General features: G+C 69.0%; 27 protein-coding genes. 21 read left to right on the forward strand and 6 right to left on the reverse strand.

Features of this window, described 5'->3' with window-relative positions; translation table 11 throughout:
• Positions 1–137 precede the first annotated feature (137 nt).
• Together R2601_RS00815 and R2601_RS00820 are read left to right on the forward strand one after the other, a co-directional pair.
• Positions 138–479 carry a hypothetical protein gene (locus tag R2601_RS00815; RefSeq protein WP_007792122.1) on the forward strand — a complete coding sequence of 114 codons (342 nt, stop codon included), beginning with the start codon at positions 138–140 and terminating at the stop codon, positions 477–479.
• Positions 415–1761 carry a DNA-packaging protein gene (locus tag R2601_RS00820; protein ID WP_083793882.1) on the forward strand — a complete coding sequence of 449 codons (1347 nt, stop codon included), beginning with the start codon at positions 415–417 and terminating at the stop codon, positions 1759–1761. Before R2601_RS00815 ends, R2601_RS00820 begins: the two co-directional genes overlap by 65 nt.
• Before the next feature lie 7 nt (positions 1762–1768).
• Here the strand turns inward: R2601_RS00820 and R2601_RS00825 are convergent, their stop codons facing one another.
• On the reverse strand, positions 1769–2251 hold the full coding sequence (locus R2601_RS00825; RefSeq protein ID WP_007792126.1) for a GNAT family N-acetyltransferase: 483 nt from the start codon (positions 2249–2251) through the stop codon (positions 1769–1771).
• 242 nt (positions 2252–2493) lie between these two features.
• Here R2601_RS00825 and R2601_RS00830 point away from each other — a divergent pair, with 242 nt between their 5' ends.
• The 17 genes from R2601_RS00830 to cysE all read left to right on the forward strand — a co-directional run bounded on the left by R2601_RS00830 (position 2494) and on the right by cysE (position 15922).
• Positions 2494–3693 carry a phage portal protein gene (locus tag R2601_RS00830; RefSeq protein ID WP_007792129.1) on the forward strand — a complete coding sequence of 400 codons (1200 nt, stop codon included), beginning with the start codon at positions 2494–2496 and terminating at the stop codon, positions 3691–3693.
• On the forward strand, positions 3680–3913 hold the full coding sequence (locus R2601_RS00835; RefSeq protein ID WP_007792132.1) for a GTA head formation protein, RCAP_rcc01685 family: 234 nt from the start codon (positions 3680–3682) through the stop codon (positions 3911–3913). Before R2601_RS00830 ends, R2601_RS00835 begins: the two co-directional genes overlap by 14 nt.
• 37 nt (positions 3914–3950) lie before the next feature.
• Entirely contained in the window at positions 3951–4493 is a 543-nt protein-coding gene (locus R2601_RS00840) for an HK97 family phage prohead protease (RefSeq protein WP_007792136.1), read from the forward strand.
• 29 nt (positions 4494–4522) lie between these two features.
• Positions 4523–5704, forward strand: coding sequence for a phage major capsid protein (locus R2601_RS00845; protein WP_007792138.1), 1182 nt, complete (start codon positions 4523–4525; stop codon positions 5702–5704).
• Positions 5705–5855: 151 nt separating this feature from the next.
• The gene (locus R2601_RS00850; RefSeq protein WP_007792142.1) at positions 5856–6449 is read left to right on the forward strand and encodes a head-tail connector protein; all 594 of its coding nucleotides are present in this window, start codon (positions 5856–5858) and stop codon (positions 6447–6449) included.
• On the forward strand, positions 6446–6784 hold the full coding sequence (locus tag R2601_RS00855) for a head-tail adaptor protein (protein WP_040544221.1): 339 nt from the start codon (positions 6446–6448) through the stop codon (positions 6782–6784). The genes R2601_RS00850 and R2601_RS00855 overlap by 4 nt, the downstream gene beginning before the upstream one ends.
• Positions 6781–7188 (forward strand): DUF3168 domain-containing protein, encoded by a 408-nt coding sequence (locus tag R2601_RS00860; RefSeq protein ID WP_007792148.1) that lies wholly within the window; start codon positions 6781–6783, stop codon positions 7186–7188. The genes R2601_RS00855 and R2601_RS00860 overlap by 4 nt, the downstream gene beginning before the upstream one ends.
• A 66-nt stretch (positions 7189–7254) precedes the next feature.
• Positions 7255–7677: a phage major tail protein, TP901-1 family gene (locus R2601_RS00865; protein WP_007792151.1), complete on the forward strand. Its 423-nt coding sequence runs from the start codon at positions 7255–7257 to the stop codon at positions 7675–7677.
• A complete protein-coding gene (locus R2601_RS00870; protein WP_007792155.1) occupies positions 7677–7997 on the forward strand; it encodes a gene transfer agent family protein in 321 nt (106 codons plus the stop codon). The genes R2601_RS00865 and R2601_RS00870 overlap by 1 nt, the downstream gene beginning before the upstream one ends.
• Positions 7997–8197 (forward strand): rcc01693 family protein, encoded by a 201-nt coding sequence (locus tag R2601_RS00875; RefSeq protein WP_007792158.1) that lies wholly within the window; start codon positions 7997–7999, stop codon positions 8195–8197. The genes R2601_RS00870 and R2601_RS00875 overlap by 1 nt, the downstream gene beginning before the upstream one ends.
• The gene (locus R2601_RS00880; protein ID WP_007792161.1) at positions 8194–8856 is read left to right on the forward strand and encodes an RcGTA-type gene transfer agent tail tape measure protein; all 663 of its coding nucleotides are present in this window, start codon (positions 8194–8196) and stop codon (positions 8854–8856) included. The genes R2601_RS00875 and R2601_RS00880 overlap by 4 nt, the downstream gene beginning before the upstream one ends.
• A gap of 18 nt (positions 8857–8874) precedes the next feature.
• Positions 8875–9507, forward strand: a complete 633-nt coding sequence (locus R2601_RS00885; protein WP_007792164.1) for a DUF2460 domain-containing protein — start codon at positions 8875–8877, stop codon at positions 9505–9507.
• Positions 9507–10388: a phage/gene transfer agent baseplate hub protein gene (locus tag R2601_RS00890; protein WP_007792167.1), complete on the forward strand. Its 882-nt coding sequence runs from the start codon at positions 9507–9509 to the stop codon at positions 10386–10388. Before R2601_RS00885 ends, R2601_RS00890 begins: the two co-directional genes overlap by 1 nt.
• On the forward strand, positions 10385–10822 hold the full coding sequence (locus tag R2601_RS00895) for an NlpC/P60 family protein (protein ID WP_007792169.1): 438 nt from the start codon (positions 10385–10387) through the stop codon (positions 10820–10822). The genes R2601_RS00890 and R2601_RS00895 overlap by 4 nt, the downstream gene beginning before the upstream one ends.
• Positions 10822–14727, forward strand: a complete 3906-nt coding sequence (locus R2601_RS00900; protein WP_007792172.1) for a baseplate multidomain protein megatron — start codon at positions 10822–10824, stop codon at positions 14725–14727. Before R2601_RS00895 ends, R2601_RS00900 begins: the two co-directional genes overlap by 1 nt.
• Positions 14724–15011 carry a DUF7742 family protein gene (locus tag R2601_RS00905; protein ID WP_007792174.1) on the forward strand — a complete coding sequence of 96 codons (288 nt, stop codon included), beginning with the start codon at positions 14724–14726 and terminating at the stop codon, positions 15009–15011. The genes R2601_RS00900 and R2601_RS00905 overlap by 4 nt, the downstream gene beginning before the upstream one ends.
• A 92-nt stretch (positions 15012–15103) precedes the next feature.
• Positions 15104–15922: a serine O-acetyltransferase gene (gene cysE / locus R2601_RS00910; RefSeq protein ID WP_007792177.1), complete on the forward strand. Its 819-nt coding sequence runs from the start codon at positions 15104–15106 to the stop codon at positions 15920–15922.
• Positions 15923–16004: 82 nt separating this feature from the next.
• On the opposite strand, the gene R2601_RS00915 is transcribed toward cysE, so the two are convergent.
• From R2601_RS00915 to pdhA, 5 genes are all read right to left on the reverse strand, one after another.
• Positions 16005–17192, reverse strand: coding sequence for an MFS transporter (locus tag R2601_RS00915; protein WP_007792180.1), 1188 nt, complete (start codon positions 17190–17192; stop codon positions 16005–16007).
• Positions 17193–17412: 220 nt separating this feature from the next.
• A complete protein-coding gene (locus tag R2601_RS00920) occupies positions 17413–18753 on the reverse strand; it encodes a pyruvate dehydrogenase complex dihydrolipoamide acetyltransferase (RefSeq protein WP_007792182.1) in 1341 nt (446 codons plus the stop codon).
• Between the two features lie 4 nt (positions 18754–18757).
• On the reverse strand, positions 18758–19021 hold the full coding sequence (locus R2601_RS00925) for a hypothetical protein (RefSeq protein WP_007792186.1): 264 nt from the start codon (positions 19019–19021) through the stop codon (positions 18758–18760).
• Positions 19018–20403 carry a pyruvate dehydrogenase complex E1 component subunit beta gene (locus R2601_RS00930; RefSeq protein WP_007792189.1) on the reverse strand — a complete coding sequence of 462 codons (1386 nt, stop codon included), beginning with the start codon at positions 20401–20403 and terminating at the stop codon, positions 19018–19020. The genes R2601_RS00925 and R2601_RS00930 overlap by 4 nt, the downstream gene beginning before the upstream one ends.
• 18 nt (positions 20404–20421) lie before the next feature.
• Positions 20422–21444 (reverse strand): pyruvate dehydrogenase (acetyl-transferring) E1 component subunit alpha, encoded by a 1023-nt coding sequence (gene pdhA, locus R2601_RS00935; protein ID WP_007792192.1) that lies wholly within the window; start codon positions 21442–21444, stop codon positions 20422–20424.
• Between the two features lie 219 nt (positions 21445–21663).
• On the opposite strand from pdhA, the gene R2601_RS00940 reads away from it, so the two are divergent.
• Positions 21664–22218 (forward strand): helix-turn-helix domain-containing protein, encoded by a 555-nt coding sequence (locus R2601_RS00940; protein WP_007792195.1) that lies wholly within the window; start codon positions 21664–21666, stop codon positions 22216–22218.
• Positions 22215–22742 (forward strand): GNAT family N-acetyltransferase, encoded by a 528-nt coding sequence (locus R2601_RS00945; protein WP_007792198.1) that lies wholly within the window; start codon positions 22215–22217, stop codon positions 22740–22742. Before R2601_RS00940 ends, R2601_RS00945 begins: the two co-directional genes overlap by 4 nt.
• Positions 22743–22781 lie beyond the last annotated feature (39 nt).

Below are 22781 nucleotides of genomic sequence, written 5' to 3' on the forward strand. Positions count from 1 at the left end.
CGCGCTCGGGCGTACCTTTTCAGACATGCTGGACAAGCCGCGCACACGGCCCCCGGGGACAGGCCCCCGTGGGGCTTTCTTGCGTTGTGCGTTTGGCTGCCTCGGGCGGAGACCTACAGGCAAGAAAGGTATCGAGCATGATCCTGGTCCACCTCGAAGAGGAGATGTCGCGACTCGAAGACGAGCGCGACCGCATCGCCGACGTTCTGCGGGACCTCGGCGCGGACATAAGACGCCTCAAGGCGCAGATCGAAGACGGGAAGGCGGTGTCGAAGACCGATGCGGGCAAGCTGATGAGCGATGTCCGCTACTGGATGAGGGCGTCGCACGAAACGGAGGCGCAGATCGCCAATGTCAGACGAAAACAGAAAGGCCTTGCGGGAGACTGGGCTCTCGATCTCGAACGGGCGCGCGATGAGATCGGGTGCCGCATGGCTCGCCTCCGCCGCTGCTGCGGTGCGGGAGAGCTTCCTGAGTGAGCTGACCGAGGGGGAGTGCCTGGCACTCCCCTTTCTTTTCGAATTCTGGGCCATGCCGCACCAGCTGCCGCCCGAGGGCTGTTGGCGCGCATGGGTGATCATGGGCGGGCGCGGGGCGGGCAAGACCCGGGCCGGGGCGGAATGGGTGCGCACCTGCGTCGAGGGCGCGCTGCCGCTGTCGCCCGGGCGCTGCCGGCGGGTGGCGCTGGTGGGCGAGACGCTGGACCAGGTGCGCGAGGTGATGGTGTTCGGCGAGAGCGGCATCCTCGCCTGTTCGCCGCCCGACCGGCGGCCCGACTGGCATGCCGGGCGGCGGTGTCTGGTCTGGCCCAACGGCGCCGAGGCGATGGTGTTCTCGGCGCATGACCCGGAGGGGCTGCGCGGGCCGCAATTCGATGCCGCCTGGGTCGACGAGCTGGCCAAGTGGAAGAAGGCGCGCGAAACCTGGGACATGCTGCAATTCGCGCTGCGGCTGGGCGAGCGACCGCAGGTCTGCGTCACCACCACGCCGCGCAACGTGGGCGTGCTGAAGGAGCTGCTGGAGCTGGACAGCACTGTGGTGACCCATGCCAAGACCGAGGCCAACCGGGCCAACCTCGCGGCGTCGTTCCTGCGGGAGGTGCGGGCGCGCTACGGCAACACGCGGCTGGCGCGGCAGGAGCTCGACGGCGTGCTTGTGACCGATGTGGACGGCACGCTCTGGACGCAGGCGGTGCTGGAGCGCGCGCGCGGCGCGGAGATGCCCGAGCGCTTCGACCGCATCGTCGTCGCGGTGGATCCGCCGGCGGGCGAGGGGCAGGGAGCGGATGCCTGCGGGATCCTCGTGGCAGGGGCGGTCTGCGCGGGGCCGCCGCAGGCCTGGCGGGCCTGGGTGCTGGAGGATGCCAGCGTGCAGGGCGCCTCTCCCACCGGCTGGGCCGAGGCGGTGGCGGCGGCCTACGGGCGCTGGCAGGCCGACCGGGTGGTGGCCGAGGTCAACCAGGGCGGCGCGATGGTCGAGACGGTGCTGCGGCAGGTGGCGCCGCAGGTGCCCTTGCGCAAGGTGCACGCCACGCGCGGCAAGGCGGCGCGGGCGGAGCCGGTGGCGGCGCTTTACGAGCAGGGCCGGGTGGCGCATTGCGGCGTGCTCGACACGCTCGAGGAGCAGATGGGGCTGATGACGGTCTCGGGCTTCGCCGGGCAGGGCTCGCCCGACCGGGTGGATGCGCTGGTCTGGGCACTGACCGAGCTCATCGCGACGCCGATGCAGGGCTGGCGGCGGCCGGCGTTGCGGGTGATCTGAGCGTGGCTCAGAGCGGCTTTTGCATGGCGTAGTTGATCAGCGCCACGCCGCGTCGGATGACACTCTGCTGGCGCAGGACGTAGAAGCCGTGGCGCTCGAAGAAGGGGCGGGCGGCCTTGCTGACCTCGGCGGTCAGCTCGCGCGCGCCGCTGGCGCGGGCGATCTGCGTAAGCGCGGCGAGAAGCTCGGCCCCGATGCCCTGACCAGCGGCGGAGGGGCGCACGAAGGCGAGATCGATATGACCGGGGGCGACGAGGGTCATCAGGCCAAGCGGTGTGCCATCACGCTCTGCCATGAGCCCGACCGAGCTGCCGACGCGGTCGCGCCAGCGCTCCGGGTCGGGCTTGGGCCCGGCCCAGGCCTCGCGCTCGGTTTCGGTGTAGTGGGCGGTGGTGCCGTTGAGCACGGCGTCGCGGAAGATCTCGGCCACGGTGGTGGCATCATCGGCCAGGAGCGGGCGCAGAGTGGCCTGTGTCGTCTCGGTGGTCATTCAGAACTTCCGTACAATTCCATTCGTCCTCACGCAGCATTCTGTCGTGTTGCCGGAGACTATCGAGGCGCATCGGGAAGCGCTAGTGCGCTGGGCGCATAGCGGCTTTGCCGCGCGAGGGGCCGTTGCGAGCTGCCCGTGCGCAGCCGCCAGAGGTGCTTAATCTCTCGTTCATAGTGTCCTTCCTCAACGCGATGCGGACCCGGCGGTTCGCACTGGATCGGGTGAAGGAGCGGCGAGCGATGGTGTTCGATTTTCTGCGCAGGGATCGCGAGGCGGCGGCGGAGACCGAAGCCAAGGCTTCGGCCACGGGGCCGCTGATGGCCTATGCGGGGTCTGGGCGAGTGGCGTGGAGTCCGCGCGACGGCGGTTCGCTGACGCGCTCGGGGTTCAGCGGCAACCCGGTGGGGTTCCGGGCTGTGAAGCTGATCGCCGAAGCCGCCGCGGCGCTGCCGTTGGTTCTGCAGGATGCCGAGCAGCGCTTTTTCCGGCATCCGCTTTTGTCGCTGGTGACGGCGCCGAACCCGGCGCAGGGCAGGGCGGAGCTCTTCGAGGCACTCTACGGTCATCTGCTGCTGTCGGGGGATGCCTATGTCGAGGCGGTGCCGGGCGCGGCGCGGCTGCCGGCGGAGTTGCACGTGCTGCGCTCGGACCGGATGCGGCTGGTGCCAGGGCCGGATGGCTGGCCGGTGGCCTATGACTATATGGTCGACGCCCGCCGGCACCGGTTCGAGGTGAGGGAGCGGGCCTCGCCGATCTGTCACATCAAGGCGTTCCACCCGCAGGACGATCACTACGGGCTGTCGCCGGTTCAGGCGGCGGCGCAGGCGGTCGACGTGCACAACAGCGCCAGCCGCTGGTCGAAATCGCTGCTCGACAACGCGGCACGGCCCTCGGGTGCCATCGTCTGGACCGCCGGTGACGGACAGGGCGGCATGGCGGCGGATCAGTTCCAGCGTCTCCGTGAGGAGATGGAGCTGCTGCACCAAGGCGCACGCAATGCCGGGCGGCCGATGCTTCTCGAGGGCGGGCTGGACTGGAAGCCGATGGGGTTTTCGCCCTCCGACATGGAATTCCAGAAGACCAAGGAGGCGGCGGCGCGCGAGATCGCGGTGGCCTTCGGGGTGCCGCCGATGCTGCTGGGCATCCCCGGTGAGGCGACCTTTGCCAATTACCAAGAGGCGCACCGCGCCTTCTACCGGCTCACCGTGTTGCCTCTGGCGACACGGGTGACGGCGGCGGTGGGGCGGTGGCTGGCCTCGCATCTGGGAGAGGAGGTCGCGTTGATGCCCGATCTTGACCAGGTGCCCGCGCTGGCCGCCGAGCGCGACGCGCAGTGGGCGCGGGTCGCCGGCGCCGAGTTCCTCACCGCCGCAGAGAAGCGCCGGATGCTGGGACTGCCGGAGCTTCAGGACGTGCCGGAGGGAAATGCCGGTGAGTGATCGCAGGCTGGATTATGAGCCCTTCGCCTGTGCGCCGGCGCTGAAGCTGGAGGCGCATGAGCAGATGAGCCGGCTGCAGCTCGATGCGCTGAACGCGCGTCTCGACCGGCTGGAGCTGCTGCTCGAACGGCTCGAGCGGCGGATGTGGCTGGCGGTCTCCGGCGTGGCCGGCGTGATCGTCGCGCAGGCGTTTCAGAGCGTCATCGTGGCAACGCCCTAGGCGTGGCTGCAGGGACCCAACCGGGAAAGGAACGGGAATGGATCTGGAGCACAAGTTCTGTCGCTTCGACACCGGGGTGACGCTGAGCGAGGGCGCGCGGATCGAGGGCTATGCCTCGCTCTTCGGAGCCTGTGATCAGGGCGGCGACGTGGTGGCGGCGGGGGCCTACGCGGCCTCGCTGAAGCGGCTGGCGGCGGAAGGGCGCGCGGTGAAGATGCTGTGGCAGCACGATCCGGCGCAGCCCATCGGCACCTGGGACGAGGTGCACGAGGATGCGCGCGGCCTGCACGTGACGGGGCGGTTGCTCGACACGGTCGCGCGCGGGCGCGAGGCGGCGGCGCTTATCGCTGCGGGGGCCATCGACGGGTTGTCGATCGGCTACCGCACGCTGCGCGCCACAAAGGACGGCACGGGGCGCAGGCTCCTGACCGAGCTGGAGCTCTGGGAGGTGTCGCTGGTGACCTTCCCGATGCTGCCCAGCGCACGGGTCGCGGCCAAGGGCACACGCCCCGACGAGGCCGCGATGGACGAGCTGGCGCAGACGCTCGAGCGCGCGCGCCGGGACCTGGCGCGAGGTTGAGCGCGCCGATCAGGAACGGGATCGAGACCATGACCAACACCGACAACGTCTCCCGGGCCGGGAACGGCCATCCGGCCACCCGCGTCGGCGCCGCCATCGCGGGGCTTGTGGACGATATCAGGGCCTTGCGGGGCGACCTTGAGCTGAAGATGCAACAACAGGAAGAGCGACTGACCATGCTTGACGCGAAACACGCAACGCCGCGCGGACGCCCGGCCCTGGCGACCACGGCGGACACCGGCGCGCCGCACCGCGAGGCCTTCGATGCCTATCTCCGGACGGGTGACGATGACGGGCTGCGCGGCCTCGTGCTCGAGGGCAAGGCGCTGTCGACCGGGGTGGCCGGCGATGGCGGCTATCTGGTCGATCCGGCGACCTCGGAGACGGTGAAGTCGGTGCTCGACAGCACCGCCTCGATCCGCGCCATCGCCAGCGTGGTGACCGTCGAGGCGACCTCTTACGATGTGCTGATCGACCAAGGCGAGACCGGCGCGGGCTGGGCGGACGAGACCGCCGCCTCGTCGGAGACCGGCACGCCGACCATCGACCGCATCGCGATCAAGCTGCACGAGCTCTCGGCGATGCCGAAGGCGAGCCAGCGGCTGCTCGACGACAGCGCCTTCGACATCGAGATGTGGCTCGCGGGGCGCATCGCCGACAAGTTCGCCCGCGCCGAAGCGGCGGCCTTCGTGTTGGGCGACGGCGATGACAAGCCGCGCGGCTTTCTCGACCACGACGCGGTCGACAACGCGGTCTGGACCTGGGGCAACCTCGGCTATGTGCCGAGCGGGGTGGATGGCGGCATCGGCGATGGCGATGCCATCATCGACCTAGTCTACGCGCTGGGGGCCGAGTACCGGGCGCGGGCGAGCTTCGTGATGAACTCCAAGACCGCCGGCGCGCTGCGCAAGCTCAAGGATGGCGACGGGCGCCACCTGTGGTCGGACGGGCTGGCGGCGGCGGAGCCGGCGCGGCTGTTGGGTTATCCGGTGCTGATCGCCGAGGACATGCCCGATATCGGCAGCGGCACCGATGCCATCGCCTTCGGGGATTTCTCGGCCGGCTACACCATCGCCGAGCGTCCCGATCTGCGGGTGCTGCGCGATCCGTTCAGCGCCAAGCCACACGTCCTGTTCTACGCCACCAAGCGCGTGGGCGGCGACGTGAGCGACTTCGCGGCGATCAAGCTGCTGCGCTGCGACACGGCCTGATCCGGCCACGGGACACGGGGGCGGCATAGCGCCGCCCGCGTGGGGCGCGTGCCGGGACGCGTGTGTTGTCAGCTGCTCCCTCCGTCCGAGCAATGCACGCGGTACGCGCCCGCTCGGGCGGGCGGTCGGGAGAGGTTTGCGGAGAAGAACGATGATGTTGATCGAAGAAACCCAGCTGCCCGAGGCGGTGCTGCCGGTCGTCGCGCTGAGGCGGCACCTGCGGCTCGGCACCGGTTTCGCCGAGGACGACCTGCAGGACGCGGTGCTGGGCTCGTTCCTGCGCGCGGCGCTGGCAGCAATCGAGGCGCGCACCGGCAAGGCGTTGATCACGCGCGGGTTCGTCTGGACGCTGCATGGCTGGCGCGATGCGCAGGCCGAGCGCTTTCCCATCGCGCCGGTGACGGCGGTGACGGGGATCGCGGTGATCGACCGTTTCGGTGCCGCCGAGACCATCGCGGCCAGCGCTTTCCGGCTCGAACAGGACGGTCAGGCGCCGCGGCTCTGCGCGCAGGGCGCCGCCTTGCCAACGTTGCCCGAGGGCGGGGCGGCGGAGATCCGTTTTACCGCAGGCTTTGGCGCGGCATTCGACGATCTGCCGGCAGACCTGGCTCAGGCGGTGCTGCTGCTGGCGGCGCATTACTACGAATATCGCGAGGCGACCGGGCTGGGGCAGGGCTGCATGCCGTTCGGGGTTACTTCGCTGATCGCGCGCTACCGCCCGCTTCGCATGGGGTTTGGCGCATGAGCATTCCGCTATTGAACCGCAGGCTGGTGCTCGAGGCGCCGGTGGTCAGCCCTGATGGCGCAGGGGGGCAGATGGAGAGCTGGACCGCCATGGGCACGCTCTGGGCCGAGATCCGCCCCAAGACCGGGCGCGAGGCGACCGGCGAGGCGGGCGCGATGTCGGTGCGGGCCTTCCGTATTACCGTGCGCGGCGCGCCGCTGGGGGCCTCGAACCGGCCGCTGCCCGGACAGCGCTTTCGCCAGCAGACGCGGCTTTTCCGCATCGTGGCTGTGACAGAGGTCGAGCCCGGCGGGCTCTATCTCACCTGCGAGGCACGCGAGGAGGTGGCGGCATGAGCTACGCGATGTCGGCGGCGCTTCAGGGTGCGATCTATCAGCGGCTGGCCGGGGATCCGGCGCTTGCGGCGCTCGTGGGGGCGCATATCTACGACGCGCCGCCTGCCGGGACGCTTCCGGGGCTCTACCTGACGCTCGGCGCCGAGACGGTGCGCGACGCCTCCGACGCGGATGGGAACGGCGCCTGGCATGATCTGACGGTGGCGGTGATCAGCGACGCGGCGGGATTCCAGTCGGCCAAGGAGGTGGCGGCGGCGGCGAGCGACGCGCTTGACGATGCGCCGCTGGCGCTGACGCGGGGGCGGCTTGTGAGCCTCCACTTCCGCCGCGCCCGGGCGCAGCGCGAGAGCGGCGGGCTGAGGCGCATCGACATGATCTTCCGCGCCCGTGTCGAGGACGCGTGAGGCGCCGGCACGACCAGTCAGTGACACGTGGCGGAGGCTTCCGCCTATCAGCAAGGAGCGAGACAGATGGGTGCCCAGAACGGCAAGGACCTTTTGGTCAAGGTGGACCTGACCGGCGACGGCCAGTTCGAGACCATGGCGGGGCTGCGCGCCACGCGGGTGAGCTTCAACGCCGAGAGCGTCGACGTGACGACTCTGGAGAGCCAGGGTGGCTGGCGCGAACTCTTGGCGGGGGCCGGGGTGAAATCGGCCAATATCTCGGGCTCGGGCGTGTTCAAGGACCAGGCCACCGACGAACGCGCCCGGCAGATCTTTTTCGATGGCGACACGCCGGCCTTCCAGGTGGTGATCCCGGATTTCGGCACCGTGGAGGGGGCCTTTCAGGTCACCGCCATCGAATATGCCGGCAGCCACAATGGCGAGGCCACCTACGAGGTCTCGCTGGCCTCGGCGGGCGCGCTGAGCTTCGTGCCGGTGCCGGTGGCCTGATGGTGAACCCGTGGCGCGGCGAGGTGGCGGTGACGCTTGATGGCGAGCGCCGGGTGATGCGGCTGACGCTGGGGGCGCTGGCCGAGCTCGAAGAGAGCCTCGGCGACGATACGCTGGTCGCGCTGGCGCAGCGCTTCGAGGAGGGGCGCTGCAGCACCCGTGACGTGCTGGCGCTGATCGTCGCCGGGCTGCGCGGCGGCGGCTGGGAAGGCTCTGCGGCGGATCTGCTGCGCGCCGAGATCGCAGGCGGCCCGATGGTCGCGGCGCGGGCGGCGGCGGAGCTTCTGGCGCGGGCCTTCATGCTGCCGGAGGAAGGCTGATGGAGCGCTTCGACTGGCCGGCGCTGATGCGCGCCGGGCTGCGCGGGTTGGGGCTGAGGCCGGGTGAATTCTGGGCGCTGACCCCGGCGGAGCTGCGGCTGATGTTGGGCGGTGACAGCGCCGCGAGGCCCATGGGACGGGCGCGGCTCGAGGAGCTGCTCGCGGCCTTCCCGGACGAGGTGAAAGGGGATCGGCAATGACCGAGTTTGGCGAGATGGGCGATCTCGACGGCGATATCGCGGCACTGGAGGCGAGCCTCGGCTCGGCCAGCGCCATGGCGGCGGGGTTCGATGCCGAGCTCAAGCGCATCCACCAGACGTTTTCCGCGACCGGAGGCAGCGTCACGCGGCTCGAACGGTCGCTGAGCTCTGGGCTGGGGTGGGCCATCGACGGGGTGATCCTCGACGGGATGAAGCTGTCGGATGCGCTGGGCGTTGTGGCGCGCTCGATGGTGGATGCGGCCTACCGCGCCGCGGTGCGACCGGTGTCGGATCATCTGGGCGGGCTGATCGCCGGCAGCATGGCCGGGGTGTTCGGCGGGCTCTCGCCCTTCGCGCATGGCGGCGCCTTCGCGCAGGGCAAGGTGATGCCGTTCGCCGCGGGAGGAGTGGTGAACGGGCCGGTAGCGTTCCCGATGCGGGGCGGCACCGGGCTCATGGGCGAGGCCGGCCCCGAGGCGATCATGCCGCTCTCGCGCGGGCCGGACGGGCGGCTCGGCGTGCGCGCCAGCGCCGCTCACCAGCCGCCGATGGTGGTGATGAACATCACCACGCCAGACGTGCAGGGCTTCCGCCGCAGCCAGTCGCAGATCGCGGCGCAGATGAGCCGCGCGCTGGGTCAGGGCCTGCGCAACCGCTGAGGAGCTGAGGAGAAGAGCATGAGTTTCCACGAGGTGAGATTTCCCGCCGACCTGAGCTTTGGCGCGCTCGGCGGGCCCGAGCGGCGCACGGACGTGGTCGAACTGAGCAGCGGCTTCGAGGAGCGCAATAGCCCCTGGGCGCATTCGCGCCGGCGCTACGATGCAGGGCTGGGGCTGCGCGGGCTCGACGATATCGAGCAGCTGCTGGCGTTCTTCGAGGCGCGGCACGGCCAGCTCTACGGGTTTCGCTGGAAGGATTGGGCCGATTACCGCTCGTGCCGGCCCTCGGGCACGGTGAGCCCCGGCGACCAGGTGATCGCGCGGGGCGACGGGGCGACGCGGAGCTTCCAGCTGGTCAAGGTCTATCGCTCCGGCGGGGCCAGCTATGCCCGCCCGATCACCAAGCCGGTGGCGGGCACGGTAATCGCCGCCGTGCAGGACGTGGAGATGCGCGAGGGCGTGCATTTCGCGCTCGACCTGACCACGGGCACGATCACCTTCACCGACCCGCCGCTTTCCGGCGTCGAGATCACCGCGGGCTACGAGTTCGACGTGCCGGTGCGCTTCGACACCGAGCGCATCAACGTGAGCGTCGCGAGCTTCCAGGCCGGGCAGGCGCCCGACGTTCCGGTGGTCGAGGTGCGGGTCTGATGGGGGCGGCGGAGCTACATGTGCATCTGGCCGGCGGGCTTGGCACCGTGGCGCGTTGCTGGGCGGTCACGCGGGCCGATGGTGTCGCGCTCGGGTTCACCGATCACGACCGCGATCTGGCGTTCGACGGTCAGAGCTTTCGCGCCGATACAGGCCTCAGCGCCAAGACGCTGCAGCAGGCCACGGGGCTCTCGGTCGACAATTCCGAGGCGATGGGTGCGCTGCGCGACGATGCGCTGTCGGAGGCGGATATTGAAGCCGGGCGCTTCGATGGGGCCGAGGTGGTGTGCTGGCTGGTCAACTGGCAGGATGTGAGTCAGCGGCGGATGCTGTTCCGCGGCTCGATCGGCGAGATCCGTCGCGCGGGCGGGGCCTTTCACGCCGAGCTGCGTGGCCTGACCGAGGCGCTGAACCGGCCGCTGGGGCGCGTCTATCAGGCACCGTGCACGGCAGTGCTGGGAGATGCGAGCTGCCGTGTCGATCTGGGCGAGCCGGGGTATTTTCACGAGGGCGCGGCGGTGCAGGTGCAGGACAACCGCGAACTGCTCTTCGGCGCGCTGACCGGCTTCGAGGCGGGCTGGTTCCAACGCGGCCGGCTGGTGGTGCTAAGCGGTGCGGCGCAGGGGCTGACGGGGGCGATCAAGCGCGACCGTTTCAGCGAAGAGGGGCGGCGGATCGAGCTTTGGCTCCCGCTTGGGGCGACGCTTGTGGCGGGCGACCTGGTGCGGCTCGAGGCGGGCTGCGACAAGCGTTTCGAGACCTGCCGGCTGAAATTCAACAACGTTTTGAACTTCCAGGGCTTTCCAGACATTCCCGAGGAGGACTGGATGTTGGTGCATCCGACCCGGGCCAAGGCGAAGGGCGGGGGAAGCCGGCGATGAGCACGCGGATCGTGAGCGCAGCGCGGGGCTGGATCGGCACGCCCTATCGCCATCAGGCCTCGCTGCGCGGGGCGGGGTGCGATTGCCTCGGCCTCGTGCGCGGGGTCTGGCGCGAGGTGATCGGACCGGAGCCCGAGACGGTGCCCGCCTATACCCGCGACTGGTCCGAGCCGCAGGGCGAGGAGGCGCTGCTGGCCGCCGCGCTGCGGCACATGGCGCGCAAGCCGCTCGAGGACGAGGCGCCGGGCGACGTGCTGCTGTTTCGCATGCGCGATGGCTCGGTGGCCAAGCATCTCGGGCTGCAGGCCGGTCTTGGCGCGGCGGCGAGCTTTGTTCATGCCTATAGCGGCCACGGCGTGGTCGAAAGCCGGCTCAGCCGGCCCTGGCGCCGCCGGCTGGCGGCGCGTTTTGCGTTCCCGGAAGGAGCAAGCTGATGGCGACAATCGTCTTTTCCGCCGTGGGCGCCGCCGTGGGCGGAGCCATCGGTGGCTCGGTACTTGGCTTGTCGATGACTGCGGTGGGCCGGTTCATCGGTGCCAGCCTCGGGCGGGCGCTCGACCAGCGGCTGATGGGACAGGGCTCGGAGACCGTCGAGACCGGGCGCATCGACCGTTTCTTCCTCAGCGGCGCGGGCGAAGGCGCGGCGATCCCGCAGGCCTATGGTCGGATGCGACTGGGCGGGCAGGTGATCTGGGCCACCGAGTTCCGCGAGCGGGTCGACAAGGACAAGGTCGGTGGCGGCGGCAAGGGCGGAGGCGGTCCAAGCCAGACGGTGAAGAGCTACAGCTATTCGCTGAGCCTTGCTCTGGCGCTCTGCGAGGGCGAGATCACCAGCGTCAACCGGGTCTGGGCCGATGGTGCCGAGATCCCGGTGGGCGATCTGAACATGCGGGTCTATACCGGCAGCAGGGACCAGTTGCCCGACCCAAAGATCGAGGCGGTCGAGGGGGTCGGACAGGTGCCGGCCTATCGCGGCACCGCCTATGTGGTGATCGAGGACATGACGCTCGAGAATTACGGCAACCGGGTGCCTCAGTTGAGCTTCGAGGTCACCCGCCCGGTGCAGGACGATCCCGAAGACGTGCCGCATATCATTCGCGGCGTGGCGATGATCCCGGGCACCGGGGAATACGCGCTGGCGACCGAGCCTGTCTACATGAGCTACAGCGAGAACGGCTCGGGGCTTCCAAATGTCAACAGCCCCTCCGAAGCGCCTGATTTCAATGTCTCGCTCGACCAGCTGACCGAGGAAGTGCCGAACTGCGGCGCAGTCTCGCTGGTGGTGAGCTGGTTCGGCGGCGACCTGCGCTGCGGAACCTGCGAAATCCGTCCGAAGGTCGAGCAAAAGCAATTTGAGTCGAGGAACATGCCGTGGCAGGTCTGTGGCGCCACGCGGGGCACGGCGCAGGCGGTGCCCGAGCTTGACGGTCGCCCGGTCTATGGCGGCACGCCCTGCGACGCCTCGGTGATCCAGGCGATCCGGCGCATGGTGGCGCAGGGGCTCGACGTGCTGGTCTACCCCTTCATCCTGATGGACCAGATGGACGGCAACGGCCTTCCGGATCCGTGGAGCGATGCCGAGGACCAGCCGGAACTGCCGTGGCGGGGGCGCATCACGCTCGACGTGGCGCCGGGGCGGCCCGGCTCGCCCGATGGCACCTCCCCCGCCGACGCTCAGGTGGCGGCGTTCTTCGGCACGGCGCAGGCCTCGGATTTTACCGTAACCGACGGCGAGGTGACCTATACCGGTCCCGAGGAGTGGAGCTATCGCCGCTTCATCCTGCACCACGCGGCGCTCTGCGCCGCAGCCGTGGGCGTCGAGGCGTTCTGCATTGGCTCGGAGATGCGCAGCCTGACATGGATTCGGGGTGCGAGCGGCTTTCCGGCGGTGGCGGCGCTCAGGGCGCTGGCGGCGGAGTGCCGGGCGCTGCTGGGGCCTGACGTCAAGCTCAGCTATGCCGCCGACTGGTCGGAGTATTTCGGTTACCAGCCGCAGGACGGCTCGGGCGACGTGTATTTTCACCTCGATCCGCTATGGGCCGATGACGAGATCGACTTCATCGGCATCGACAATTACATGCCGCTCTCGGACTGGCGCGAGGGCAGCGACCACGCCGACGCTGCGTGGGGGGCGGTCTACGACCCAGGCTACCTGATGGCCAACGTGGCGGGCGGCGAGGGCTACGACTGGTACTATCCCTCAGAACAGGCCCGCGACGCGCAGCGCCGCGAGCCGATCACCGATGGCGCGCACCACGAGCCTTGGGTGTTTCGCTACAAGGACATCCGCAACTGGTGGGACCACGCCCATTACGAGCGCATCGGCGGCGTGCGGCAGCCCGACCCGACCGGCTGGGTGCCGGGATCGAAACCGATCCGCTTTACCGAGCTGGGCTGCCCGGCGGTGGACAAGGGCACCAACCAGCCCAACAAATTCCTCGACCCCAAGAGCTCCGAGAGCGACTTGCCTTACTATTCCAACGGCTTGCGAGACGAGCTGATCCAGCGCCAGTACCTGCGGGCAATGCATGGATACTGGACCGACCCGGCCAATAACCCGGTCTCGGAGGAGTACGGCGCGCCGATGCTCGACATGGACCACGCCTATGTCTGGGCTTGGGACGCACGGCCCTACCCTTGGTTCCCGGGGCTCGCCGAACTCTGGGCCGACGGCGACAACTATCGGCGCGGGCATTGGATCACCGGCCGTGTCTCCTCGCGCACGCTGGCCTCGGTGGTGGCGGAAATCTGCGAGCGTGCGGGTCTGCAGGACTACGACGTGAGCGCGCTGCACGGCTGGGTGCGTGGCTACGTGGTGGGCGAGGTGGGCGATGCCCGGCGCGCGCTGCAACCGCTGATGCTGGCACATGGCTTTGACGCGGTGGAGCGCGACGGCAGCCTGCACTTCATCCTGCGCAAGGACCGACCCGTGCAGGCGCTGACGCGCGATGCGCTCGCCGTGTCGCCGGAGCTTGATGGCGATCTGGTGCAGATCCGCGCCGCCGAGGCGGAGATGGCGGGGCGGGTGCGGCTGCGCTTCCTTGAGGCCGATGGCGATCATCTGGCGGTGGCCGAGGAGACGGTGCTGCCCGATGACCGCACCCATGCCGTCGCCGAGACCGAGTTGCCGATGGAACTGACTCGGCGCGAGGCGCGGCTGACGCTGGAGCGCTGGCTGGCGGAGTCGCGCGTTGCGCGCGACTCCCTGCGCTTCTCGCTGCCGCCGTCGCGTCTCGGGGTCAGCGCGGGAGACATCATCTCTCTGCCCGGAGAGGCGGGCGAGGTCGTGGCGCGGGTTGATCGCGTCGAGATCGGCGCGCAGCAGATGGTCGAGGCGGTGCGCTTCGAGCCCGATGTCTACCTGCCGTCGGATTTCCCCGACGATGCCGCGATCCTGCGCGGCTTCGTGCCGGCGGTGCAGGTGCTGCCGCTGTTCCTCGACCTGCCGCTGATCACCGGGGACGAGGTGCCGCACGCGCCGCATCTCGCGCTCACCGCCGAGCCTTGGCCCGGCTCCGTGGCGGTCTACGATTCCGCCTCTGATGCCGATTACGCGCTGAACGAGATCATCGCAGCGCGCTCGGCAGTCGGCGTGACCGAGACCGCCCTGGCGCGGGCGCCCTCGGGTCGGATCGACCGTGGCGCGGCTTTGCAGGTGCGGATGCTCTCGGGCGAGCTCGCCGCGATCGACGACGCGGCGTTGCTGGGCGGGGGCAACCTCGTGGCGATCGGCGATGGCAGTCCGGGCGGTTGGGAGCTGATGCAGTTCCGCGATGCGCAGATGGCGGGAGAGGCCACCTGGCTGCTGAGCCACCGCCTGCGCGGGCAGCTCGGCACCGACGCTCTGATGCCAGAGGTCTGGCCGGCGGGCTCGTGGGTGGTGCGGCTTGACGGGGTGCCGCAGCAGATCGCGCTTGCGGCGGCCCTGAGGCGGCAGCAGCGGCATTTCCGCATCGGACCCGCGCGGCGCGGCTATGACGATCCGAGCTATGTGCATGAGGTCCGTGCCTTCGACGGCAACGGGCTGCGGCCCTTCAGCCCGGTGCATCTGCGGGCCGAGGATCAGGGCGGCACGCTGGCGCTGAGCTGGATCCGCCGCACCCGCATCGACGGTGACGACTGGGAGCTTGCCGAGGTGCCGCTTGGAGAGGAGCAGGAGCTCTACGAGGTTCGTGTGATGCAGGGCGAGACGGTGCTGCGCAGCGCGCAGGTTGTGACGCCACAATGGAGCTATGACCCCGCTCAGGATGGCCTCAGCGGCAGTTTCGAGATCGCGGTGGCACAGGTCTCGGCGCGCTACGGGCCGGGGCCCTTCGCGAGGCTGTCGCTCACAGCATGAGGCCGGTCCTGCATGGCGACGTGATCTGTGCCGCCTGCGCGCTGCTGGCGGTGCCGCGCGGGACGCGATGGCGTCAGGCGCGAGAGATGGTGGCCCAGGCCGAAGCCGCCGACCGCTACCGCCGCCATTTCGGGCGGGCCCATCCCGACTGGGGCAACGGCACGTTGATGGCGGCGGCGCTGTCGCGTCCGATCGCGCCGGAGCGGCGCCTCGATGATCCCGACTATGCCGATTGCCTAATTCTCGCGCTGGAGGCGGTGCGGTTGCGCCATCGTGAGCGGTAAGCCATCACCACCGACGATTCCAACCATCACGGTTTTGCGTTTCAGCCCACCCGGCCTATCTGCTATAAGAACCGGATCAAACGGAGGTTACGATGGCCGAAACCCGCGCAAGGATCGCCGAGCTGGACCCGGTCTGGGACCGCATCACCCGCGAAGCCGAACAGGCCGTCGCGGACGAGCCGCTTCTGGGCGGGATGGTGCATGTCTCGGTGCTGCACCACGCCACCATCGAGGGCGCGCTGGCCTTCCGCATCGCGATGAAACTTTCGAACGGCGAGATGTCGGACCAGATCCTGCGCGAGATCTGCGACGAGGCCTATGCCTCGGATCCGTGGCTGGCGCGTGCGGCGCGGGCCGATATCCGCGCCACCTTCGATCGCGACCCGGCCTGCCACCGCTTCCTGCAACCGCTGCTCTACTTCAAGGGCTTCCAGGCGGTGCAGACCCAGCGCGTGGCGCACTGGCTCTGGGGGCAGGGGCGCTGGGATCTGGCGTTCTTTTTCCAGATGCGTGCGTCAGAGCTCTACGGGGTCGACATTCACCCCGCCGCCGAGATCGGGCAGGGTATCATGATCGACCACGCCCACTCCATCGTCATCGGCGAGACCGCCAAGGTCGGCAATGACGTCTCGATCCTGCACTCGGTGACGCTGGGCGGCACCGGCAAGGAAGACGAGGACCGTCACCCCAAGATCGGCGATGGCGTGCTGATCGGTGCCGGCGCCAAGGTGCTGGGAAATATTCGCATCGGCAATGGCTCGCGCATCGCGGCGGGTTCGGTGGTGCTCGAGGAAGTGCCGCCGTGCAAGACCGTGGCGGGCGTCCCGGCCAAGATCGTCGGCGATGCCGGCTGCGATCAGCCGTCGCGCAACATGGATCAGAAACTCACCGGCTGCAACTGCACCGGCTGAGCAGAGGCCTTCCAGTCAGAGACAAGAAGGGCCGGGCTCCACGGATGGAGCCCGGCCCTTTTTCGTCGTCCGCTAGGGCGCCTTACTCCGCCGGGATTACCGCGCCGCGGCGCGGGCGGGCGTCGAGCCAAGCGAGTCCTAGGACCGCGATCCCGGCAGCCCCGAGACCCGCGCCCACGATGCCGGTGGCGCTGAAGCCGTGACCGGCGGCGAGTGCCATGCCCGCGAGCCAGGGACCCAGCGCATTGGCGGCGTTGAAGGCGGCGTGGTTGAGCGCGGCGGCGAGGGTCTGGCCTTCGCCGGCCACGTCCATCAGGCGCATCTGCAGCGGGATCACCAGACCGGCGGTCAGGCCGAGCGCCATCACCACGAGGATCATCGCGATCCACTGGCCCATCACCGCGGCATAGATCAGCGAGCAGACGACCATGCCGATGAGCAGCAGCAGGGTGCCGCCGAAATGCGACCACGCGGCGAGGCGGCCGGCATAGTAGTTGCCGGCGGTGGCCCCGATGCCGAAACACGACAGCGCCAGCGGGATCGCCCAGGCGGGTGCATCGGTGGCCGAGATCAGCGCGGCGGAGAAGTATGAATAGACCGCGAAGACCGCACCGAAGCCCACGGCACCGACGGCCAGCGTCAGCCACACGGCGCGGTTGGCCAGCGCCGAGAGCTCGCGCAGCGGGCTCGCTGCCGGGCCGTCCTGCGGCTCGGGCGCGACGCGGGCGATCATCAGCGCCGAACCGGCGGCGATCACCGCCACCAGCACGAAGCACCAGCGCCAGCCGAAATACTGACCGATGGCACCGGCAGCGGGCACGCCGATGACGTTGGCGATGGTCAGCCCCATCAGCACCTGTGCCACGCCAGCCGCCTTGCGGCCCTGCGGCATCATCTCGGCGGCGAAGAGCATGCCGATGCCGAGGAAGGCCCCGTGCGGCAGGCCCGAGAGCACGCGCGCGATGACCAGCGTGTCGAGCCCGGTGGCGAGGGCGGTGAGCACGTTGGTCAGCATGAAGAACGCCATCAGCAGCACCAGCAAGAGCTTGCGCGGCAACATGCTGCCCAGCACCGCCAGCACCGGCGCGCCGACCACCACGCCGATGGCGTAGCCGCTGACCGCAAAGCCGGCCTCGGGTTCGGTGACGCCGAGATCGAGCGCGTAATAGGGCAGCAGGCCCATGGCGGCGAACTCGGTCACGCCAATGGCAAAGGCGCCAAGGGCGAGTGACAGGATCGTCAGGCGGGCCTGGCGGTCGGTATAGACCATGGAACAGCTCCGAAGTGTCGGGGTGACGTCGTGGGGATCTTGACGGCAGGCATAGGGAAACCTGCCGCAGTGCAGCATGTCTTACGCTAACGGTCCGGTGGGGGAGCGCACAAGCCGGATTGTCTGCAAGGGGGCCATGCACCGGAAACATACATCGGAGCAAAAGGAAACGCCCGCCGGTGGGCGGCGGGCGTCTCAATGATGCGAACCTGAAGACAGGTCAGGCGAGCATCACCATCGGGTTCTCGAGGTTCTCGACGATCGCCTTCAGCAGTTCGGCGCCAAGCGCGCCGTCGATGACCCGGTGATCGACCGAGAGCGTCACCGACATCACCGTGGCCACGGTCAGTTCGCCGTCGTCGCCGACGATGGGCTTCTTGACCCCGGCGCCGACCGCGAGGATGGCGCCGTGCGGCGGGTTGATGACGGCGTCGAAGTTGTCGATGCCGAACATGCCGAGGTTGGAGATCGCGAAGCTGCCACCGACATATTCATGCGGCGCAAGCTTCTTGCCGCGGGCGCGGGACGCGAGGTCCTTCATCTCGGTGGACAGGGCGGAGAGGGATTTCATCTCCGCGTCCTTGAGCACCGGGGTGAAGAGGCCGCCGTCGATGGCCACGGCCACGGCAACATCGGAGGGCTTGAGCTTGAGCATCCGGTCGCCGGCCCAGACTGCGTTGGCATCGGGCACGGCCTGGAGCGCCAGCGCGCAGGCCTTGATGATGAAGTCGTTGACCGAAAGCTTCACGCCGCGGCCCTCGAGCTGCTTGTTGAGCTGGCTGCGGAACTTCAGCAGCGCGTCGAGCTTGATGTCGCGGCGCAGGTAGAAGTGCGGGATGGTCTGCTTGGATTCGGTGAGTCGGGCACCCACGGTACGGCGCATGCCGTCCAGCTTGACCTCCTCGAAGTCGCGGCCCTCGTACATCTTGAGGACCTGCTCGGCGGAGGGGCCGGTGGGCATGCCGCCACCCGAAGCGGCGGGGGCTGCCTTGGCGGCGGGCGCCTCGGCGGATTTCGGAGCCTCGGCGGCGCCGGGCTTGGCGCTTTCCACGTCGGCCTTCACGATTCGGCCATGCGGGCCCGAGCCCTTGATCTGCGCCAGATCGAGCCCCTTGTCGGCGGCGATGCGACGCGCCAGCGGGGTGGCGAAGATGCGCTTGCCATCCGAGCCCTGCGGTGCTGCGGGGGCAGCGCTGGCCGAAGCGGCGGCGGGCGTCGCGGCGGCGGCCTTGGCCTCGTCCTTGGCCGGGGCCTTGTCCTCGGCGGCAGGGGCAGGGGCAGGGGAGGCGGACGCGCTGTCGATGTCGTCGGCGCTTTCGCCTTCCTCGAGCAGCACGGCGATCGGCGTGTTCACCTTCACGCCCTCGGTGCCGTCCTCGATCAGGATCTTGCCGATGGTGCCTTCATCGACGGCCTCGAACTCCATCGTGGCCTTGTCGGTTTCGATCTCGGCGAGGATGTCGCCGGAATTCACGGTATCGCCTTCCTTGACCAGCCATTTGGCCAGGGTGCCTTCCTCCATGGTCGGCGACAGGGCGGGCATCAGGATTTCGGTGGGCATGTTGTCAGCTCTCCTCGGCGAGGGTCACGAGATCGTAGGGCGGGCGCGGCTGGCGCGCCGCGGCCCGTGCGATCACCGCGGTCTCGATCTTGCCGCGATGGGCGGCGATCCATTCATAGGCTTGCTGGTGGCTCGGGCGCTCGCCCGGGCGCAGCGTTTCCATGAGGCACTCGGGCACGAAGGCCGTCCGCGCGGAGCCCGCCACGTCCACCCGGACGCGGTAGGCCTCGCGCGCGACGTCGCGACCGATGACCTCGACCGGGCTCACCGGTAGGTCACCTGCTTGACCGCCTCGAGCACCTCGGCGGTGGTAACCAGCGCGTGCTTCTCGAGGTTGGCGGCGTAGGGCATCGGAACGTCCTTGCCGGCGCAGTTGATCACCGGCGCGTCGAGATAGTCGAACGCGTTCTGCATGATGTAGGCGCCGATATGGTTGCCGATGGAGCCCACCGGGAAGCCCTCTTCGATGGTCACGCAGCGGTTGGTCTTCTTCACCGACTCGATGACCGTGCCGTAATCGATCGGGCGCAGGGTGCGCAGGTCGATCACCTCGGCCTCGATGCCCTCTTCGGCCAGCTTGTCAGCCGCCTCGAGCGCGTATTGCATGCCGATGCCGAAGCTGACGAGGGTCACGTCAGAGCCTTCGCGCCAGATCTTCGCCTTGCCGAAGGGCACGGTGAAATCGTCCATCACCGGCACCTCGAAGGAGCGGCCATAGAGGATCTCGTTCTCGAGGAAGATCACCGGGTTGGGATCGCGGATCGCCGACTTGAGCAGGCCTTTTGCATCTGCGGCCGAGTAGGGCATCGCCACCTTGAGGCCCGGGATCATCGCGTACCATGCCGCGTAGTCCTGGGAGTGCTGCGCGCCGACGCGGGCGGCGGCGCCGTTGGGGCCGCGGAACACCATGGGTGCGCCCATCTGGCCGCCGGACATGTAGAGCGTCTTGGCGGCCGAGTTGATGATCTGGTCGATCGCCTGCATGGCGAAGTTGAAGGTCATGAACTCGACGATCGGCTTGAGGCCGCCGAAGGCCGCTCCGACGCCGATGCCGGCAAAGCCGTGCTCGGTGATCGGGGTGTCGATGACGCGCTTGCCGCCGAACTCGTCGAGCAGGCCCTGCGTCACCTTGTAGGCGCCCTGGTACTCGGCGACCTCCTCACCCATGACGAAGACGTTCGCGTCCGATCGCATCTCTTCGGCCATGGCATCCCGCAGCGCCTCGCGCACGGTCTGGGTCTTCATTTCGGTGCCTTCCGGCCAGTCCGGCGAGGCCGCGGCGGCGGGCACCGAGGAGGCGGGCTCCTGCGGGCCGGGGGCGACATCGCCCTTGGCTTCGGCCGGGGCGCTCTCGTCGCTGGCTGCGGGCGCGGCGGCGTCTGAGGCCTCGGCGTCGTCGACGCTTTCGCCTTCCTCGACCAGAACCGCGATGGGCGTGTTGACCTTCACGCCCTCGGAGCCTTCCTCGACGAGGATCTTGCCGACGATGCCCTCGTCGACCGCTTCGAATTCCATCGTCGCCTTGTCGGTCTCGATCTCGGCGAGGATGTCACCGGAGGTGACGGTGTCGCCCTCCTTGACCAGCCATTTCGCCAGCGTGCCCTCTTCCATGGTGGGGGACAGGGCGGGCATCAGGATTTGCGTTGCCATATCGTGTTCTCTCCTGCCTCAGGCCTCGATCGCGTCGCCCTGGGGCACGTCGTCGGAATAGATGTCGGTCCAGAGTTCCTCGAGCGCCGGCTCCGGGCTCTCCTTGGCGAACTCGGCGGAGGCGTTCACGATGTCCTTGATTTCCTTGTCGATCGCCTTGAGATCGTCCTCGCTGGCATGCTTGCCCTGAAGCAGCAGGTCGCGGACGTTCTGGATCGGGTCGCGCTCTTCGCGCATCTTCTGGACTTCCTCGCGGGTCCGGTACTTGGCCGGGTCCGACATCGAGTGGCCGCGGTAGCGGTAGGTCTTGATCTCGAGGATGTAGGGGCCCTTGCCGGCGCGGCAGTGCTCGACCGCCTTCTCGCCCGCTTCCTTGACCTTGAGCACGTCCATGCCGTCGACCAGCTCGCCGGGAATGCCGAAGGGCGCGCCGCGGGTGTAGATGTCCTCGCCCGAGGTCGAGCGCTTCTGCGCCGTGCCCATGGCGTACTGGTTGTTCTCGATCACGAACACCACCGGCAGCTTCCAGATCGAGGCCATGTTGAAGGTCTCGTAGACCTGGCCCTGGTTGGCGGCGCCGTCCCCGAAATAGGTGAAGGTCACCCGGCCGTTCTCGAGGTAGTTGTCGGCGAAGGCGAGGCCGGCGCCGAGCGGCACCTGCGCGCCGACGATGCCGTGACCGCCGTAGAAGTGCTTCTCGCGGCTGAACATGTGCATCGAGCCGCCCTTGCCCTTCGAGTAGCCGCCCTCGCGGCCGGTGAGCTCGGCCATGACCCCGTTCGGGTCCATGCCGCAGGCCAGCATGTGGCCGTGGTCGCGATAGGAGGTGACGCGCTTGTCGCCTTCCTCCGCCGCGGCCTCGAGGCCGACGACCACGGCTTCCTGGCCGATATAAAGGTGACAAAAGCCGCCGATGAGCCCCATACCGTACAACTGACCCGCCTTCTCTTCGAAGCGGCGGATGAGCAGCATGTCACGGTAGTATTGCTTGAGCTCCTCGGGCGAGACGTTCGGCTTGGCAGCAGATTTCCGGGCGGCCATGCGATTCCTCCCCAACTAGTTTAGTGTTAAACTTTCGTGCAGCCTACCCAGAGGAAGCGCGAGTGTCAAAGCCCGCTTCCCCCGGGGCAGAGAAAAAATCCCGTGGGGCGGGCAGGGGCCTTCACCTGGGGCGCGGCTGGCGCAGGGCAAGAGCGGGCTTGCAGGGCGGGGCCGCTTCGGTCAATGTCTCTATATAGAGAAATATTCCCGGAATCGGTCATGGTCTCCCCGCTCACCACCCGGCTGTCACAGCGCCTCTCCGCCCTGCGCGCCGAGCGCGACCTGACGCTCGAGGCGCTGGCGGCGCAAAGCGGGCTCAGCCGCGCGGCGCTGTCACGCATGGAAAAAGCCGAGGTCAGCCCCACCGCGGAACAGCTGGGCAAGCTCTGCGCCGCCTACGGCCTCACCATGTCGCGCCTTCTGGCGATGGTCGAGGAGAGCTTCCCGGCCTGCGTGCCCGAGGCCGAGCAGCCGGTCTGGCAGGATCGCGGCTTCACCCGACGCGTGGTCTCGCCGGGCAGCGCGGCGCTGGCGGGCGAAGTGCTCGACTGCACGCTCGCCCCCGATAGCGACATCTCCTATCACCGCCCGCCGGTGGCCGATCTCGAGCATCACCTGGTGCTGCTCACGGGGCGGCTGGCGGTGACGCTGGACGACCGGCGCCACGATCTCGCGCCCGGCGATGCCCTGCGTTACCGCCTCTCGGGTGCCTCCCGCTTCCAGACCCCGCCGCGCGAAGCCGCCCGTTACATGCTTTTTCTGGTGACACCGTGACCCTGACGATCCGCAGCCTGTCGGCCCAAGAGGCGGCGCATTGCCTCCCCGATCTCGCGAAGCTGCTGCAGGCTTGCGTTGTGGACGGCGCCAGCGTCGGCTTCGTCATGCCCTTCGAGGTCCTGGAGGCGGCCCGCTTCTGGCGGCGGAACGTCCTGCCCTCGATCGCGGACGGGAGCCGCGTGCTCTGGGGGGCCTTCGAAGACGCGCGCCTCGTCGGCACCGTGCAACTGGTGCTCGACATGATGCCGAACCAGGCTCACCGCGCCGAGGTCTCCAAGATGCTGGTCGCCCCCGCGTTTCGCCGCCGCGGCATCGCCCGCGCCCTGATGCAGGCCTTGCTCGCCCGTGCCGAGGCGGAGGCGCGCAGCCTGATCACCCTCGACACCCGCAGCGGCGACCCGTCGCAGGCGCTCTACGCCAGCTGCGGCTTCGAGATCGCGGGCGAGATTCCAGGCTTTGCCCTTGCCCCCGAGGGCGGCCCGCGCCGCGACCCCACCACTTATATGTACCGACAGGGCTGATCGTCCGTCCGTGCGCTTCGGAAAGGCAGGGAGGGGGCG

It is taken from the genome of Salipiger bermudensis HTCC2601 (genome assembly GCF_000153725.1).
Lineage (GTDB): Bacteria > Pseudomonadota > Alphaproteobacteria > Rhodobacterales > Rhodobacteraceae > Salipiger > Salipiger bermudensis.

Bases quoted from the DNA above. Each gene is read 5' to 3' on its own strand.
- R2601_RS00940 (WP_007792195.1), top strand. From the start codon at position 21,664: ATGGTCTCCCCGCTCACCACCCGGCTGTCACAGCGCCTCTCCGCCCTG.
- R2601_RS00830 (WP_007792129.1), top strand. From the start codon at position 2,494: ATGGTGTTCGATTTTCTGCGCAGGGATCGCGAGGCGGCGGCGGAGACC.
- R2601_RS00840 (WP_007792136.1), top strand. From the start codon at position 3,951: ATGGATCTGGAGCACAAGTTCTGTCGCTTCGACACCGGGGTGACGCTG.
- pdhA (WP_007792192.1), bottom strand. From the start codon at position 21,444: ATGGCCGCCCGGAAATCTGCTGCCAAGCCGAACGTCTCGCCCGAGGAG.
- R2601_RS00855 (WP_040544221.1), top strand. From the start codon at position 6,446: ATGAGCATTCCGCTATTGAACCGCAGGCTGGTGCTCGAGGCGCCGGTG.
- R2601_RS00825 (WP_007792126.1), bottom strand. From the start codon at position 2,251: ATGACCACCGAGACGACACAGGCCACTCTGCGCCCGCTCCTGGCCGAT.
- R2601_RS00915 (WP_007792180.1), bottom strand. From the start codon at position 17,192: ATGGTCTATACCGACCGCCAGGCCCGCCTGACGATCCTGTCACTCGCC.
- R2601_RS00815 (WP_007792122.1), top strand. From the start codon at position 138: ATGATCCTGGTCCACCTCGAAGAGGAGATGTCGCGACTCGAAGACGAG.
- R2601_RS00895 (WP_007792169.1), top strand. From the start codon at position 10,385: ATGAGCACGCGGATCGTGAGCGCAGCGCGGGGCTGGATCGGCACGCCC.
- R2601_RS00865 (WP_007792151.1), top strand. From the start codon at position 7,255: ATGGGTGCCCAGAACGGCAAGGACCTTTTGGTCAAGGTGGACCTGACC.
- R2601_RS00870 (WP_007792155.1), top strand. From the start codon at position 7,677: ATGGTGAACCCGTGGCGCGGCGAGGTGGCGGTGACGCTTGATGGCGAG.
- R2601_RS00930 (WP_007792189.1), bottom strand. From the start codon at position 20,403: ATGGCAACGCAAATCCTGATGCCCGCCCTGTCCCCCACCATGGAAGAG.
- R2601_RS00835 (WP_007792132.1), top strand. From the start codon at position 3,680: ATGCCGGTGAGTGATCGCAGGCTGGATTATGAGCCCTTCGCCTGTGCG.
- R2601_RS00845 (WP_007792138.1), top strand. From the start codon at position 4,523: ATGACCAACACCGACAACGTCTCCCGGGCCGGGAACGGCCATCCGGCC.
- R2601_RS00860 (WP_007792148.1), top strand. From the start codon at position 6,781: ATGAGCTACGCGATGTCGGCGGCGCTTCAGGGTGCGATCTATCAGCGG.
- R2601_RS00880 (WP_007792161.1), top strand. From the start codon at position 8,194: ATGACCGAGTTTGGCGAGATGGGCGATCTCGACGGCGATATCGCGGCA.
- R2601_RS00875 (WP_007792158.1), top strand. From the start codon at position 7,997: ATGGAGCGCTTCGACTGGCCGGCGCTGATGCGCGCCGGGCTGCGCGGG.
- R2601_RS00900 (WP_007792172.1), top strand. From the start codon at position 10,822: ATGGCGACAATCGTCTTTTCCGCCGTGGGCGCCGCCGTGGGCGGAGCC.
- R2601_RS00820 (WP_083793882.1), top strand. From the start codon at position 415: ATGAGATCGGGTGCCGCATGGCTCGCCTCCGCCGCTGCTGCGGTGCGG.
- cysE (WP_007792177.1), top strand. From the start codon at position 15,104: ATGGCCGAAACCCGCGCAAGGATCGCCGAGCTGGACCCGGTCTGGGAC.
- R2601_RS00850 (WP_007792142.1), top strand. From the start codon at position 5,856: ATGATGTTGATCGAAGAAACCCAGCTGCCCGAGGCGGTGCTGCCGGTC.
- R2601_RS00885 (WP_007792164.1), top strand. From the start codon at position 8,875: ATGAGTTTCCACGAGGTGAGATTTCCCGCCGACCTGAGCTTTGGCGCG.
- R2601_RS00905 (WP_007792174.1), top strand. From the start codon at position 14,724: ATGAGGCCGGTCCTGCATGGCGACGTGATCTGTGCCGCCTGCGCGCTG.
- R2601_RS00890 (WP_007792167.1), top strand. From the start codon at position 9,507: ATGGGGGCGGCGGAGCTACATGTGCATCTGGCCGGCGGGCTTGGCACC.
- R2601_RS00920 (WP_007792182.1), bottom strand. From the start codon at position 18,753: ATGCCCACCGAAATCCTGATGCCCGCCCTGTCGCCGACCATGGAGGAA.